Annotated in this window: 11 protein-coding genes; 1 reads left to right on the top strand and 10 read right to left on the bottom strand. The window is 65.8% G+C overall.

Annotated elements, in window-relative coordinates:
• Window positions 1-32 precede the first annotated feature (32 nt).
• From ACFZAI_RS14460 to ACFZAI_RS14425, 8 genes are all read right to left on the bottom strand, one after another.
• The gene (locus ACFZAI_RS14460; protein ID WP_391567504.1) at window positions 33-1,043 is read right to left on the bottom strand and encodes a chemotaxis response regulator protein-glutamate methylesterase; all 1,011 of its coding nucleotides are present in this window, start codon (window positions 1,041-1,043) and stop codon (window positions 33-35) included.
• The gene (locus ACFZAI_RS14455) at window positions 1,040-3,436 is read right to left on the bottom strand and encodes a hybrid sensor histidine kinase/response regulator (protein ID WP_391567503.1); all 2,397 of its coding nucleotides are present in this window, start codon (window positions 3,434-3,436) and stop codon (window positions 1,040-1,042) included. Before ACFZAI_RS14455 ends, ACFZAI_RS14460 begins: the two co-directional genes overlap by 4 nt.
• Entirely contained in the window at window positions 3,433-4,074 is a 642-nt protein-coding gene (locus ACFZAI_RS14450; protein WP_391567861.1) for a chemotaxis protein CheW, read from the bottom strand. The genes ACFZAI_RS14455 and ACFZAI_RS14450 overlap by 4 nt, the downstream gene beginning before the upstream one ends.
• 13 nt (window positions 4,075-4,087) lie before the next feature.
• A complete protein-coding gene (locus ACFZAI_RS14445) occupies window positions 4,088-5,416 on the bottom strand; it encodes a CheR family methyltransferase (RefSeq protein ID WP_391567502.1) in 1,329 nt (442 codons plus the stop codon).
• A complete protein-coding gene (locus ACFZAI_RS14440) occupies window positions 5,413-6,006 on the bottom strand; it encodes a chemotaxis protein CheW (protein WP_391567501.1) in 594 nt (197 codons plus the stop codon). The genes ACFZAI_RS14445 and ACFZAI_RS14440 overlap by 4 nt, the downstream gene beginning before the upstream one ends.
• Window positions 6,007-6,014: 8 nt before the next feature.
• Complete coding sequence (locus ACFZAI_RS14435; protein ID WP_391567500.1) at window positions 6,015-7,634, bottom strand: methyl-accepting chemotaxis protein; 1,620 nt, start codon at window positions 7,632-7,634, stop codon at window positions 6,015-6,017.
• A gap of 259 nt (window positions 7,635-7,893) precedes the next feature.
• A complete protein-coding gene (locus tag ACFZAI_RS14430) occupies window positions 7,894-9,387 on the bottom strand; it encodes an amidase (protein ID WP_391567499.1) in 1,494 nt (497 codons plus the stop codon).
• Window positions 9,388-9,521: 134 nt separating this feature from the next.
• The gene (locus tag ACFZAI_RS14425) at window positions 9,522-10,406 is read right to left on the bottom strand and encodes a LysR family transcriptional regulator (protein WP_391567498.1); all 885 of its coding nucleotides are present in this window, start codon (window positions 10,404-10,406) and stop codon (window positions 9,522-9,524) included.
• A gap of 158 nt (window positions 10,407-10,564) precedes the next feature.
• Between ACFZAI_RS14425 and ACFZAI_RS14420 the strand changes: the two genes are divergently transcribed.
• On the top strand, window positions 10,565-12,262 hold the full coding sequence (locus ACFZAI_RS14420; RefSeq protein WP_391567497.1) for an MFS transporter: 1,698 nt from the start codon (window positions 10,565-10,567) through the stop codon (window positions 12,260-12,262).
• On the opposite strand, the gene ACFZAI_RS14415 is transcribed toward ACFZAI_RS14420, so the two are convergent.
• Window positions 12,259-14,529 (bottom strand): ATP-dependent DNA helicase, encoded by a 2,271-nt coding sequence (locus tag ACFZAI_RS14415; protein ID WP_391567496.1) that lies wholly within the window; start codon window positions 14,527-14,529, stop codon window positions 12,259-12,261. The genes ACFZAI_RS14420 and ACFZAI_RS14415 overlap by 4 nt on opposite strands.
• On the bottom strand, window positions 14,526-16,169 hold the full coding sequence (locus tag ACFZAI_RS14410) for a VRR-NUC domain-containing protein (protein ID WP_391567495.1): 1,644 nt from the start codon (window positions 16,167-16,169) through the stop codon (window positions 14,526-14,528). Before ACFZAI_RS14410 ends, ACFZAI_RS14415 begins: the two co-directional genes overlap by 4 nt.
• Window positions 16,170-16,258 lie beyond the last annotated feature (89 nt).

Raw genomic sequence — 16,258 nt, 5'->3', positions numbered from 1 at the left:
TCATTCCTTGATGTCTGGCAATAGCAAACCGCTCAGGCGAACGCCTGAATCAAGCGGGGAGCAATTTGGTCCAATGGTCTGATTTCCACGGCGGCCTGTATCGCGGCCGCCGCCTTGGGCATGCCGTACACGGCGCTGGTGGCCTGGTCTTGCGCAATGGTCAGGCAGCCGCGTTCGCGCAGCGCCTTCAAGCCGCGCGCGCCGTCCTGCCCCATGCCGGTCAGCAGCACGCCCACCGCCAGCCCGCGCCAATGCTGCGCCACGCTATGGAAGAACACATCGATGGAAGGCCGGTACAGGCTTTCCTTGGGGTTTTCGGTATAGCGCAAGGTGCCATCGGCCAGCAGATGCAGGTGGTCGTCCGTGCCGGCCAGCAGTACCTGGCCCGGCAGCGGCCGTTCGCCTTCGCGCACCAGCCGCACCGGCAGCAGCACCTGATCGTTCAGCCAATCGGCCATGCCGGCGGCAAATGAGGCGTCTACGTGCTGCACCAGCACGATGCCCGCCGGAAAATCCAGCGGAAAATCGCGCAGCAGCTGGGCCAGCGTGGCGGGTCCGCCAGCGGAAGCGCCAATCACCAGCAAGCGCTGGGCATCCAGCTTAGGCGCGGGTTTCTCAACGGGCGTCAGCGCCGGGCGGTTGCCGTAGCGTCCGATCAGCCAGCCTATGTTGCGGATCTTGCGCAACAAGGGCGCGGCGGCGGTGCGCATATCCGCGCCGCCGACGACAGGGGTATCTACCGCGTCCAGCGCGCCATGGCCCATGGCGTCGAACACGCGCGACGTGTGCCGGGCCACGTCGGCCGTCACCACGACAATGGCGCACGGCGTTTCCGCCATGATGCGGCGCGTGGCCTCGACGCCGTCCATGACGGGCATGATCAAGTCCATCAGCACCACATCGGGCCGATCTCGCGCGCACTGCGCAACGGCCTCTTCGCCGTTGGACGCCACCCAGGCCACTTGCAGGCCCGGTTCAAGCGCGATGGCGCGCCGCAGCGTCTCAACCGCTATTTGCAGATCGTTGACGATCCCGATTCTCACGTGAGTGCCTTTCCGATCAAATCTTCGACGGCGTCAAGCAGCGCATCATCGTGGAAGCTGCCCTTGGCCAGATAGTAATCAGCGCCGGCATCCAGCCCGCGCCGCCGGTCCTCTTCACGATCTTTGTAGGACACTACCATTACCGGCAGGCTTTGCAACTTGGGATCGGCCTTGATGCGCGACACCAGTTCGATGCCGTCCATGCGCGGCATGTCCACATCGGTGACCACCAGGTCGAAATCTTCGCCGCGCAGCATGTTCCAGCCGTCCATGCCGTCTACCGCCACCGCCACATCAAAGCCGCGGTTGACCAGCAGCTTGCGTTCCAGTTCGCGCACGGTCAACGAATCGTCAACCACCAGCACGCGTTTGCGCCGGCGCGTCTGGGCGATGACGCCGCCGCCATCCACGCGCGTCAGCCGGCCGCCTTCGATCAGCTTTTGCACCGACAGCAGCATGTCTTCCACATCCAGGATCAACAGCGGCGTGCCGTCATCCATCAACGAGCCCGCCATCACGTCCTGCACCTTGCCCAGACGCGGGTCCAGCGGCTGCACCACCAGCGTGCGTTCGCCCACATAACGATCCACGGCGATGCCGTACTGCTTGTCGTGATCGCCCACGACCACCACCGCTACCGATTCCGCCCCCGGCGCGGGTTCGCCCGCATGCAGGATCTGGCGCGCCGAGACCAGGCCAATCTGCCGGTCCAGGAAGCGGAAATGCTGATGGCCTTCCAATTGTTCGATGTCTTGCGCGCGCACCTGCAAGGCATGGTTGACGTAGGCCAGCGGGAACGCATAGATCTCGCCCTGCACCTCGACCAGCAAGCTGCGCACGACCGACAGCGACAAGGGCATTTCCAGCACAAAGCGCGTGCCTTGGCCCGTTGTCTGATGGATGCGCACGGCGCCGCGCAGTTGCCGCACCATGGTCTGCACCACGTCCAGCCCCACGCCTCGCCCCGAAATTTCGGTGACTTCGCCACGCGTGCTGAAGCCCGACAGGAACAGGAATTCCAGCAGCTCGGCCTCGCTCAAGCGGGCGGCGGTGTCGGTGTTGGTCAGCTTGCGCTGCACGACTTCCACGCGCAGCCGGTCCAGCGAAATGCCTGCGCCGTCGTCGCTCAATTCAATCAGCAGCATGCCCGCCGCGTGGCGCGCCGACAGCTTGATCAGCCCTTCGGGCGACTTGCCGGCGTCCATGCGGTCCATCGGCATTTCAATGCCGTGATCCACCGCATTGCGCAGCAAATGCATCAACGGCGCGTCCAGCTTTTCCAGGATGTCGCGGTCCACCTGCGTGGCGTCGCCTTCGATCTCCAGCCGCACCTGCTTGCCCAACGAACGGCCCAGGTCCCGCACCATTCGCGCCATGCCGGCCAACCCATCGCCAAACGGCCGCATGCGGCACGCCAGCGCGGTGTCGTACAGGCGTTGCGCCAGATGGCTCATGCGCCAGCCGAATTCGTCGACTTCGCTGGTGCGCTGCGTGAGTTCTTGTTGGCATTGTTCAACGATGCGCTGCGCGTCGTCCAACGCCGCCTGCACGCGCGCATCCACCTGCTGGCCCGCCAGCGCAGCGCGCACGCCGTCCAGCGCCTGCCCCGCGCCCGATTGCAAACGGCGCAAGCGCAGCATGGACGCGCCGAATGGCCCAATCCAGTGCGATTCCACCAGCGTTTCGCTAGACAGCCCCAGCAGTTTGTTCAAGGTATCCGCCGTCACGCGCAGCACGCGTTCGCCGTCCGTCAGCCCGTGGTCCGACGTGCGGCGCGTCATGGCCTGCGCGGCGGGCGCCTGGGGCGCCGATGGCGGGAGTGCCGATGACAGGGATGCCGCTGACGTCGCGGTGGATAACGTAGCGGCTGATAACGCGGCGGCCGCTGACGTGGCGGCCGCTGACGTAGCAGCCGTAAACGTGGACGGCGGATCATCCGGCCGCTGGATAGGCGGCAAGAAATCGGACGGCCGGGGTTGGCGCGGCGGCGTGGGCGGCGCGGCGGGCGGCGCATTGGGCGCGTTGCTCAGGCGTAGAACCAGGTCATCGATCTCGGCGCCCAGCTCCACACCAGGGGTGGCCACGCGCTGCAACAAGTCCGCGCCCAACAACAACGCATCAATGTCAGTGGCCTGCAAGCGCAGGCGCCCTTCCTGCGCGGCGACCAGGCAATCTTCCATGGCGTGCGCGATGCGCACCGCCGGGTGCAGGTCCACAATGCGCGCCGCGCCTTTCAACGAATGGGCCGCGCGCATGCAGGCCTCGAGCTGCGGCGCCGAAGTCGGGTTGTGCTCCAGCGCCAGCAAGCCGTTGTTCAGCACCTGCACCTGCGTGCGGGTTTCCAGCTGGAACAGCTCCAGCAACGATGCGTCGCGCATTTCGTCCGGATTCACGCCAGGCTCCGTTCCAAAGCTTGCATCAACAATGTCTCGTCCAGGACGCCCACGCTGCGCGTGCCGCAGCGGGCCACGCCGCGCGAGTATTTCAAGCTGGCGCCTTCCACCGTGGCCGGCAAAGGCTCCAACTGGTCCAGGTCAACGGCGTGGATGCCTTCCACTTCGTCCACCGGCAACACCACCGCCCGGCCCGCGCCGCCGAAAATCAACATGCGGGCCGCGGCCGGCCGGTCACGCGACGCCACCGTCGTCGCATCCAGGCTAAGCAAGCGCGCCAGCGACACACAGACGGTCAGCGTGCCGCGCACGTTCGTCACGCCCAGCACGGCGGGGTCGCGCCGATGCGGCAAACTCAGAATGGCGCGCGTGGCGGCCACCTCGTCCAGCGAGCGCGTGGGCAGGCCCAGCCATTCGCGGTTCAGGCGGAATACCAGCAGAGACGACAGCCGGGTGGTGTCTTGCCCGTCGGACTCGTCTTCCAACGATTCCATCTGCGGCGGCAGTCGGTCCAGGATGCGCTTGGCCGCCGTCGCGTAGACCGGACAGTTGCGGCAATGCACATGCCCCGGCAATTGCTCGCAGCTTTTGTCGCCGCGGATGCCGATGCGGTTCCAGCAATCGTCCACGTCGGACATGAACGCAAGAGATTCAGTCACGTCGGGCCTCCTGGCGCGCCGCGCGGGCTTGCAGGCGGCGCGCGCCTTCGATGTCGCCCGCCGACGCAATCAGCGCGGCCAGATGCAGCAGCGCTTCGCGGTGCGTCGGGTCCAGATACAGGGCCTTGCGATACGACGTTTGCGCCTGGCGCGCGTCGCCTGCCGCATCTTGCAGCAAGCCCAGCAGGTGCAGCGCATCGGCGCTGGCGCCATGGCTATCAAGGTGCGCCTGGCACTTCGCCAGGGCGTCCTGCACCCGCCCCTGGTCGGCCAGGGCCGCAATCTGGCGCAGCGAGACATCGGCGCTGGGCGTGTCAGGGCGAGCGGCGGGCGTGATCGCCGCCGACGCGGAAGCCATCGGCGTAGGCGGCATCGATGGTCGAGCCATCGTCCCCGGCGCGATCGCGGTATGCGGCAGCGGCAAGTGCGCGGCCGGCGTTTGGGCGACGGGCCGGCGCGGCGGCGTCCACGCGTGCACCATGGGCTTGGGCGGCGCGAACGTCTCGGCGGGCGGCGGCAGCGTTTGCGCCAGAAACGCGAATGACCGCGCCACCGGCACGGCGGGCAGGCGGCGCGCGGTCATCAGGCTGGTTTCCGCCGGACCGACGAAAATCACGCCGTCGCCACGCGTGAAACGGCGCAGCACCTGCACGGCGCGTTCCTGCGTCGGGCCATCGAAATAGATCAACAGGTTGCGGCAGAACACAAAGTCGTACGGCGCAGCGCCCGCCAACAGATGGGTGTCGAACAGATTGCCCTGGTGGAAGCGCACCCGCGCACGAACCAGGTCGGCAAGCTGATGGCCGTCGGCCGTTTCGGTGAAATGGCGGCCGCGGTAGGCCAGATCATCACCGCGGAAAGAGTTGCGGCCGTAGACGGCGCGCCGGGCGAATTCAACCATGCGCTCGCTGATGTCCACCGCGTCCACCTCAAAACGCGAGGCCGGTATGCCCGCGTCCAACAAGGCCATGGCGATGGAATACGGTTCTTCACCGCTGGAACACGGCAAGCTCAGCACGCGCAACACGCGGGTGTCGGGCACGCCGACGGCGAAGAGGCGCTCACGCGCCAGCCCAGCCATGGCGGCCTGCGATTCCGGATACCTGAAAAACCACGTCTCCGGCACGATGACCGCTTCGATCAGCTGCTGCATTTCGGCGGGGTCGGTCTGCACCCGCAGCAGATAATCGCGTTCGTCCGCCGCATCCGCCGCGCCCATGCGGTGGCGCACCGCGCGTTCGACAGCGGCCTTGCCGATGGAGCCGCTGTCCAGCCCCATCTTGCGCTTGAGCAAGGCGCTGAAATCGTCGACCAGATTCACGGCTGGCCTCCGTGGTGTGCGACGGCGTTCGGTTCGCCGTGCGCCTCCCCGCGATCCTGCGGCGGATACAACAAGGCCCTTACCGACGCCGGCAACAGGTCTGCCACCTTGACCGCCTGCACCATACCCTGCGCGTCGCTTAGCACCGGCCCCAGGTAACGCGCGCCGGGGTTATCCAGCCCGTAAGGCTTGAACGCAGCCGGGTCGTAGTGCACGGTTTCGGTTGCCTGCTCCAGGATCAATCCCAGCAAACGGCCGCCGTTCCCGGCGTCCGCGGCATCCGCGGCGTCCGTGGCGTCCACGCCATAGCGCACAAGCGCCAGGCGCGTGCTGGTCACGGCAGCCGCGGCGCCCTTGCCGGCCAATTGGCTCATGTCTATCACCGGCACCGGCACGCCGCGCCGGTCCAGCATGCCCGCCACCCAAGCCGGCGCGCCAGGCACCTGCTTCAACACCCGCAGCCCCAACACCTCGACGACATCGCCCGCATCCAGCGCATAGCGGTCGCCGCCGATGCGAAACAGCAGGTATAGCCGCCGCGCGGCCGCCCGGGCCGCGCTTGCGTCAGATGCCGGAGCCCAATGCGCCATGGCCTGGCTCACACCTTGAAGCGCGACACGCCGCTGCGCAGGTCGTTGGCCACCAGCGTCAGCTCTTCAATGGCCAGGCTGGATTGACGCAGCGACTCCACGGTTTGCTGGGCGGCATCGCTCAGTTGCTGCAAGGCCTGATTGATCTGCTCGGCGCCGGTCGCCTGCGCCTGCATGCCTTCGTTAACCATCTGCACGCGCGGCGCCAGCGTCTGCACTTGCTGAATGATCTGCGACAGCTGGTCGCCCACCTGTTGCATGTCAGCCATGCCGCGCCGCACTTCTTCCGAGAACTTGTCCATGCCCATCACGCCTGCGGACACCGACGACTGAATCTCGCGCACCATCTGCTCGATGTCATAGGTGGCGACGGCGGTCTGGTCAGCCAGACGGCGAATCTCGGTCGCCACCACCACGAAGCCGCGGCCGTACTCGCCGGCCTTCTCGGCTTCAATGGCCGCGTTCAATGACAGCAGGTTGGTCTGGTCCGCCACCTTTGTAATGGTTGTGACTACTTGAGTGATATTGCCGGCCTTCTCGTTCAGGATGGCCAGCTTGGCGTTGACGGAACCGGCTGCGCCCACCACATTGCGCATCGTGTCTTCCATGCGCGCCAGGCCGACCTGCCCGCTGCCTGCCAACGACGCGGTCTGCTCGGCGGCGCTGGACACCTCGGTCATGGTGCGGACCAGTTCGCGTGACGTGGCCGAAATCTCGCGCGAGGTCGCGCCGATCTCGGTGGTGGTGGCCGCCACTTCAGATGCGGTTGCCTGTTGCTGCTTGGACGTGGCGGCAATTTCCGTGACGGAAGTCGCCACCTGCACGGCGGAACGCTGCGTCTTGCCGACCAGCCCGGTCAGCTCGTCGACCATGCCGTTAAAGCCGGTTTCGATGGCGTTGAATTCGTCTTTGCGCGCCAGCGACAAGCGGCGGGTCAAGTCGCCGCCGCCCGTGGATTCCAAGGTCTTGACGATGTCGCGCATCGGGTTGGCGATGGCGCGCATCAACAGGACGCCGCAGATAATGGCGGCGGCAATGGCCAGCGCCAGCGAAATCAACATGCCGGCTTCGGCCGTGTCCACCGCTTTCTGGATGCTGATGGCCGAGTCATCGGCCTGCGCTTTGTTTTCAGCCACCATCTTGGCCAGCGTATCCCGGCCTTTATAGAAGGCGGGGCGCAGCTCGGACTTGATGCGCGCTTGCGTGCGGGCGACGTCGCCGACGGCGGTGGGGGCCAGGATGTCAGCGCGAATGCGCTTGTATTCCTGCAATTCTTTTTCAAACTCATCGAACATCTTGCGGTCATCGCCACGCGCAATCGTGCGGCGGTACTGTTCGATGCTTTCATCCAGCTGCTGATCGTTCTTCGGCAGCGCTTCCAACGCGGCGCGGCGTTCCTGATCGGTGTCGGCGTTGTAGGCGTCCTGCAGCACCACGAACCCCGCAAACCACGACGCGCGGATCGACGTGCTGTAGTAAATGCCCGGCACGGCGTCGGTATTGATCGTGGCGACTTCCGTTTCGATGTGCAGCAAGCGCCGGTAGTCCACCACCACCATCAACGCCATGATGGCCAGAATAACCAGGAAGCTGGCCAGGATGCGCTGGCGGAGTGTCAGATTCTTCATGCCGGGAGACCTTTGTGCGGACCAACGCTACAGCGCCCCCGAAGGGACGCCCCTGAATACCAAGGCGCGCGTTGCCGCGCGAGCCGACGTGCGCCCATTACGGGATGTGGAGATTTTCGCTAATTATTGCAAAGGCGGGTGGGGTCAGCCACGAAAAAACAAGGGAAACCCCTGCATTTTGGGCGCGATCGTCGGAAAAAAGCAAAGTTCGCTTACAAGCACTTGTTTTTTCCGCCGACCGTGCCTACCCGATTGGCGGTCAAGCCGCCGCCGTCCACAGCGCGTCTGGCAGGCGGGTATTGACCCAATCATTGGCCCCGGCCCCCGCCTGCTCGTAGGTGTGCGCCAGACGCAGCACTTCCAAGTCCGCTTGCGGCGGGCCGATCAACTGCATCCCCATTGGCAAGCCCTGCGCGCTGAAACCCACCGGCACGCTGATGACGGGGCAACCTGCCAGCGTCCACGGCGTAACCGTCTCCATCCAGCGGTGGTAGGTGTCCATGGGGCGCCCGGAAATGTGCTTGGGCCAGTCGAGCGTGACGTCAAATGGAAAGACCTGCGCCGATGGCACCGCCAGGAAATCGACGTCTTCGAACATCCGCAACACCGTCTGATACCAGGCGCTGCGCTCTTCAGTCGCCTGGTAGACCTGGCGCGCGGTCATGCCGTCCAGCCCTTCCACTTCCCAGATCACCGCGGGCTTCACGAGCTTGCGCGTCTCGGGGTTTTCAACCAGCGCGTGCAATTGGCCGCCCACCATCAGGTGGCGGTGCGCCAGCCACATGCGCCACAAGCGGTCGCCCGCGAACGGCACCTGGTAGTCGACGACATCACAACCCGCGGAACCCAGCTCGCCCAACGCCTGCGTGCACAGGTCCAGAATGCCCGGCTCCATGGGCAAGTACCCGTTCCAGTCGCCCAGCCAGCCGATACGCTTGCCGTGCATGTCCGCGTCCAACGGCGCGCTGAACTGCGCAGGGTCATCCCGCAGTGACAAGGGCGAACGCTTGTCGTGCCCCGCCATGACCGACAGCAGCAGGGCCACGTCGCGCGGGCTGCGGCCCATGGGGCCTTCGTACGACAACTGCTTCAAGAACACATCCGTCGACGGCCCGAATGGCACCCGGCCCGCCGACGGGCGCATGCCATATACGTTGCAGAACGCGGCCGGGTTGCGCAGCGAACCGCCGAAATCGCTGCCGTCGGCCACTGGCAACAGGCGGGCGGCCAGCGCGGCCGCCGCCCCGCCGCTGCTGCCGCCTGCGGTCTTGGCAGGGTCATAGGGGTTGCCCGTGGCGCCGTACACCGCGTTATAGGTATGCGAGCCCAAGCCGAATTCAGGCACGTTGGTGCGTCCGATGAAAATCGCGCCCGACGCGCGCACCCGCTCGATCATGATGGAATCGTGCGGCGTGACGTGGTCTTGGTAGACGGGCGAGCCCATCGACGTGACCATGCCGCGCACCGCCGTTAAATCCTTGGGCGCCTGAGGCATGCCGTGCATCCAGCCCAGCCATTGTCCCGAAGCCAGCTGGGCGTCGCGTTCGGCGGCTTCGCGCAGCAGCGTATCGGCATCGCGCCGGGCCACGATGGCGTTGAGCTTGGGGTTGACGCGGTCGATATGGGCCAGATAGGCGGCCATGACTTCGACACAAGACAGCTCGCGCCGCCGGATGGCGTCCGACAAGGCGTGGGCCGGCATGGCGACGATGGGATTCAAGCGGGCGGAATCGGCCGGCGTGGCGGGGGGCATGCGGGTCTCCTGGAGTGATCCTTGTTGTCAGCACGGCGGTCGCGTACGACGCCACTGCATATGATGGACGTCATGCTAATGGCGGGTCCGCTTGGACACAAGCTGGCAAATTCAGCCCTCTCGTGCTGTAAATGTCACGGAAATAAATGCTGCGCCAGGTGGTCGACAAACACGCGCAGCTTGGGCGACGCCTGGCGGCTGGCGGGCCATAGCGCCCACATCGTGCCGCTGCCGCGCGTGCGGTCCTCCATCACAATCTGCAATTGGCCTGCGGCCAATTCCCGGCGAATCGTGAAGTCGGGCAGGCAGACGATGCCCTGCCCGCCCACCGCCAGCGCAATCCGCATCTCTACGCTGTTGCACACCAAGGTCAACGGCAGCTCGGGCGGCGGCGCGTCCGGCCCCAGCTTCAACGGCCATTTCTCCAGCCGGCCCGTGGCCGGGTAGCGGTAATGCAAACAGGCATGGCGCAGCAGATCGGCCGCGCGCTTGGGCGTGCCGCGTTCGCGCAGGTAGTCAGGGGCTGCGGCCAGCACGCGGCGAAATGGCCCCAGCCGGCGGCGCTTCAGACCGGAGTCGTCCATCTCGCCGGTGCGCACCACCGCGTCATAGCCTTCGCCGATCACGTCGACCATTCTGTCGGTGAAATCCAGGTCCAGTTCTACCTCGGGGTAGTGGCGCATGAAGCTGGCGATGGTGGTGTCGAACAGCCCGCTGTAGCGCGGCAGGCTGACCCGCAGCTTGCCCTGCGGCGCATCGGACGCGGCGGACAATTCCAGCTCGGCCGCTTCGACCTCGCTCAGAATGCGGCGGCAACGGTCCAGGAATTTTTCGCCCTCGGGGGTCAGCGCGATATGCCGGGTGCTGCGATGAAACAGGCGCACCTTCAAGCGCGCTTCCATGCGCGCCACGCTCTTGCCCACGGCCGACGGCGACACGCCCAGCACACGGCCCGCTTCAGAAAAGCTGCGCGTCTCCGCCACCAGCACGAACACGCCGATGCCGCTCAAGCTATCCATCCCACGCACTCCCATGCAGCTATCAATGCAGATATCTATGCAGATATCAACGCAAACACCAATGCGGACATATTTGTCCGGAATCTTTGGAATCCTAGCCTATTTTTCTTTTATTACCCGGCCCCTATGCTTGGCCTCCCTGTGTATGGATGCCCCTGATGTCTACCCCCGCGACTGCGTCATCATTGACCCCCACGCCCTCCTCGCCCCCTTCACCCGCCCTGCCCGCCTCGCATCAACACCGATGGCTGCAACTGCTGTCCGCCTGCCTGACGGCGCTGCTGATACCCCTGTGCTTCACCGGCCCCGCCGTCGTGTTGCCCGCCATCAGCCACACGCTGGGCGGCACGCCTGTCGAGCTGAACTGGATCTTGAACGGCTACATCCTGGCGTATGGCAGCGTCATCATGGTGTCGGGCAGCCTGACCGACCTGTACGGACCGCGCCGGGTCTGGCTGTGGGGTCTGGTGGGGTTTTGCGCCGCCACCTTCGTGATTCCGTTTGTGCCCACGGCCGCTTGGATCGACGTGCTGCGGCTCCTGCAAGGCATGGGCGGCGCAGCCGCGTTCGCCGCTGCCATGTCATCGCTGGCGCCGCTCTTTCATGGTGTGGCGCGCACCCGCGCGTTCAGTTTGCTGGGCACCACCTTCGGCATCGGCTTGTCGTTCGGCCCGCTCGCGTCGGGGTGGATGGTGGAGGCGGCGGGCTGGGAATGGGTGTTCCTGGCCACGGGCGGCGTGGGCGTGCTGGGCGCCGTGATGGTCGCCATCAGCGTGCGCCCGGCTGCCGTGGCGGCGCACGGCCGGCTGGACTGGCCCGGCGCGCTCACGTTTACCGGCGCGCTTGGCTTCTTCACCTACGGCATGCTGCTGGCGCCCGAAGCCGGCTGGGCAGATGTGCACGTCATCGGCACGCTGCTCGCCTCCGTGCTGCTAGCCGTGGCGTTCGTGCGCATCGAGCGCCGCGTCGCCCGCCCCATGCTGGACCTGAGCTTGTTTCGCAGCTCGCGCTTTGTGGGCGTGCAGGTGCTGGCGGCGTCCCCCGCGTTTTTGTTCATCGTGCTGATTGCGCTCTTGCCCAGCAGCTTCATCGGCATCGACGGCTACAGCGCCTGGGAGGCCGGGCAGTTGATGATCGGCCTGGCCGCGCCGTTGCTGATCGTGCCGTTCGTGGCCGCGCTGCTGACGCGCTGGTTCCAGCCCGGCGTACTGTCGGCCGTCGGCTTGATCGCCGTGGCCATCGGCCTGTTGTGGCTAGCCAGCATCATGACGACCGGCGCGGTGGGGTTGTGGCTGCCCATGTGCCTGATCGGGATCGGCATCGGCCTGCCGTGGGGCTTGATGGATGCGATGGCAGTCAGCGTCGTCGACGCGCGCAATGTCGGCATGGCGACCGGCATCTTCAACACCGTACGCGTGTCGGCGGACGGCGTGGCGATTGCGGTGGTCAGCGCCCTGCTGGCTGGGTTGATTCAGACGCAGCTGTCGGCAGCGCTGCCCGGCGCCACCGATGCCCCTTCCCTGTTGATGGCGGCAAATCGCGCAGCGCTGGGCCAGCTGGAGGAAGCCGCGGCGCTGCTGCCGGCCGAGCCACTGCATACCGGATTGACGGAGATTCCGCAGACGCCGGCGGCAGCACCGAGCAGCGGCCTGAGCGCTATTGCGCTGCTGCAACGCACGTATGACGACGCCTTCCGCGTGGTGCTGCATGTGTTGGCCGGCATCGCGCTGTTGACCGCGCTGGCGATCTACGCGTTGCTATGCCGGCGTGAGCGCATCGCGTCGCGGCACGGGGCGCTGGCCACTGACCGAACCGCTGCCCGTGCCGTATCGCCGCAGCAGAGCAACCGGTGCTAATCCACCCGCCACCAGCTTGGCAGCAGACCACGCACTTTGGCGCGCCGGTAGCGGTCGTCGATCAGATGCACCGTGCCTACATCCTGTTCGGTGCGGATCACGCGGCCCGCTGCCTGCACCACCTTTTGCATGCCGGGATACAGGTAGGTGTAGTCGTAGCCGTTCTCTTCGCCATAGCGCAAGTCCATGGCCCGCTTCATGTTTTCGTTCACCGGGTTCACTTGCGGCAGCCCCAGCGTGGCGATGAAGGCGCCGATCAGGCGCTTGCCCGGCAAGTCCACCCCTTCGGAAAACGCGCCGCCCAACACCGCAAAGCCCACGCCTTGGCCCGTGTCGGTGAAGCGCGCCAGAAACGCCGCGCGGTCGGCTTCGCCCATGCCCGGCGTCTGCAACCAGATCGGCACGCCCGGATGGCGCTCGCGCATCAGGTCCGACACCTGCCGCAAGTAATCAAAGCTGCTTAAGAAGCCCAGGTAGTTGCCCGGCCGGTCGGCGTACTGGCTGGCGATCAAGTCGACGATAGGCGCAAGCGACCGTTCGCGGTCGCGATAGCGCGTAGACACGTTACCCACCACGCGCACCGCCAGTTGCGCCGCTTGAAACGGTGCGGCCACGTCGATCCACGGGGTGTCTTTCGGCAACCCTAGCGTGTCGCGGTAGAACTGCTGCGGGCTGAGCGTGCCGGAGAACAGCACCGTCGCGTGCGCCGCCGCGTAACGCGCCGCCAGATACGGCGCCGGAATCACGTTGCGCACGCACAAGGTTGAAGGCCGCGTCTTGGCGCTGGCCACGCCCACGTCGGACAAGGTCACATCGAACAACGCGTGCGAGCCAAACTGTTCGGCCAGGCGCATGAATTGCAGCGCCTGGAAATAGAAAACAAGCACCGGGTCATCTTGCGGCAACGGGGTTTCCGCCATGGATTCCATGATGGCGCCCACCGCCTTTTGCACGGCAGACAGCACCCCAGGCGCCACCATCTCATAGGCCTGATAGCGTTCGGTCTGCTTCTTGTTCAGGGCATTCCAGGACCGCTGCAAGCCGTCCAGCGGTTTCTTCAACGCTTTGGACGCGGCATAGCGCGCCGCCGACAACGACGCCTGATCCAGCTCGCCCGTGTACATGCGGCGCGCGCGGTCAACCAGGTTGTGCGCCTCGTCGACCAGCACCGCCACCTTCCACTGATACGCCTGCGTCATGGCATACAGCATGGCCGATGAGTCGTAATAATAGTTGTAGTCACCCACGACCACATCGCTCCAGCGGATCAGCTCTTGCGACAGGTAGTACGGGCAAACCTGATGTTCACGCGCCGTGGCGCGCACGGTGGGCGCATCCAGCCGCACGTGTTGCAGCGCCGCTACGCGCGCTTCAGGCAGGCGGTCGTAAAAGCCCTGCGCGAGCGGGCAGGAATCGCCGTGGCAAGCCAGGTCAGGGTGTTCACAGGTTTTGTCGCGCGCTTGAAGATCCAGCACGCGCAAGCCGGGCGCCGCGGGCTGGGCGTTCAGCGTGTCCAGGGCCTCAATGGCCAAACCGCGGCCCGAGCCTTTGGCCGCCAGGAAGAACACCTTGTCCAGCCCCGTGCCGGGGCTGGCTTTGAGCAGCGGGAAGATCGTGCCCAAGGTCTTGCCAATGCCGGTGGGCGCCTGCGCCATCAGGCAACGGCCATCGCGCGCCGTGCGGTACACGGCAACCGCCAGGTCGCGCTGGCCAGCGCGAAACTCTCCGTGCGGAAACGCCAGCTTTTCCAACGCCGCATCACGCGTCTGACGATGCGCAAGCTCGGTCTTGGCCCATGCCAGGAACCGATTGCATTGCTCTTGGAAGAACGTGGCAAGTTCTGCTGCCTGGTGCGTTTCCACCAGCACCGTCTCTTCTTCGGTGACCACATTGAAATACACCAGCGCCACGCGCACCTGCTCCAACCCGCGCGCTTGGCACAGCAGATGGCCGTAGACGCGCGCTTGCGCCCAGTGCACCACGCGGTGATTCTCACGCACGCTGTCCAACGAACCGCGATACGTCTTGATCTCTTCAAGCTGATTGGCCGCGGGGTCATAGCCATCAGCGCGGCCCCGCACCAGCAAGGCGTCATGCTGGCCGGACAGCGCCACTTCGGTTTCGTAGTCCGGGCCACGGCGGCCCGTGACGACGGCATGGCCCGCCATGCCTTCCAGCCCCGTCGGGGCGGGCGTGAAGCGTAAATCCAAATCCCCCGCCCGCGCGGTGAATTCGCACAGCGCGCGCACCGCTACGGCGTAGCTCATGCCGCGCCCTCCTGCCAGCTGACATGGCAGACGCGCACGGGCATGCCGTGCGACACGCAGTACTGTAGCCAGCGGATCTGGTTATCTTGCAATTTGTCGCCCGGCCCCTTGACCTCGATGAGTTCATAGCGGCGCTCGGCCGGCCAAAAGCGAATCAAGTCAGGCAAGCCCGAACGGTTGGTTTTGACGTCGCGCAGCAGCCGCGTGAAATACAGCTTCAGGTGCGTGGCGGGCAGGCAATCCAGCGCTTGCGCCAGCAGCCCTTCGGACAAGGCGCCCCAGAACACGAACGGCGACTGCACACCCGCCTTGTCCGCGTAACGCTGCAAGATCACGTCGCGATAAGCCGGCGTGTCCAACTGCGCCAGACAATCCGCGAACTGGGCGACGCGGCGTTGATGAAAATCGGGTGCGTCCAGATCGGCGGGGCCGCGCTGGAAAGGATGAAAGAACGCGCCCGGCAATGGTGCGAACACGGCGGGCCAGCACAGCAGCCCAAACAGCGAATTGATCAGCGCGTTTTCCACGTAATGCACCGGCGCGTCGTCTTGATGCAGATGGTCGCGCGTGACGAATTCCACGGCCGCAGGCGCGGCCGGGCGCGGCAACACCAAATCGGTACGCAGCAACGCGGGCGCCGCCGGCCGGGCCGGTTTGCCCTTGCCCGCGCTGCGATACAAGCGCGGCAGCATGCGCGCCACGCGCTGGCTTTCTTCTTCGCTTTCGGGTGCGTCTTGCGCCAGCAGCGCCAAGGCCAGCGCATCGTCAAACCGCCCCATGCGTTCATGGACCCGAATACGCCGATGCCGCGCGCCGGGGTAGGCGCAACGTTCGTACGCGGCTTGCGCTTCAGGCCACTGCTGCGCGCGTTCACACGCGAGTCCGATTCGCAGCAAGACCTTGGCGCGCCGCTTTTCCAGCCAGGGGTTCTGGCTGGCGCAGGCATCCACCGCCTGTAGCAGCGCGCCCACGTCCGCGCCTTCATCCAGCGCCGCCCGGCACGCCTGCAAGGCCAGGTAGCCATCGACATCCGCACGCGTTTGAAACGCGCGGGACGACGCCTCGAACGGCACGGCCTCGTACTGGAACACCCCTAAGTCGGCCAGCACGAATTCCGACCAGTCTTGATAAAGGTTGCCAAAGAACATCAGCCGAAAGCGTTCGCAGAGATCGCCCACCGTCACGCGCCAGACGGGCTCGTCCGCCGCGGGATTCCAGGACGGATAGGCCTTGGGTTCAGGCTGCAAGACGCGTAGGGCTTCCAGCAGATCCCCCTTGCGCGCCGTGGCCTTGACGGGCGCATCGGCAAACATCTTGCCCAGTTCTGGCTTCGTATGCAGGGTGAAGAGTTCGTCCAGCGACATGGGCGCGTGCGCATCCAGCCACCCCAGCGCCACCAGCGGCACGGCGGCGGCTTCGGTGCTTTCGATTTCCTCGTACACCAACCGGCTGGCGCGAAACCACGGCCCGCGCCGCATCAGCATGCGCACCATCAACGCCTGCGACGGCTGCGGCAAGGCCGCAAAATCGGCCAGGAAGCGCCGTTCAGTGGCGTCCAGCAGATCGGCGTAGCGGTCAGAGACCCACGCCAAGGCGCGCTGGAAATTGTGCAGGTAGTAATAGCGGTGCGGGGGAAACATGGGCCTGGCCAGATAGCTGGGTATTTATCCAGTAATCATAGCAGGCGCATCCGCAGCCAGTGGCGGAAATAGTGCTGGATTTGGCACGG

Origin of the sequence: Achromobacter sp. NPDC008082, from assembly GCF_042957345.1 — a bacterium.
Lineage (GTDB): Bacteria > Pseudomonadota > Gammaproteobacteria > Burkholderiales > Burkholderiaceae_B > Achromobacter > Achromobacter kerstersii_A.
The sequence above is the reverse complement of the archived record's forward strand: the minus strand, read 5'-3'. Positions and strand labels throughout refer to the sequence as shown.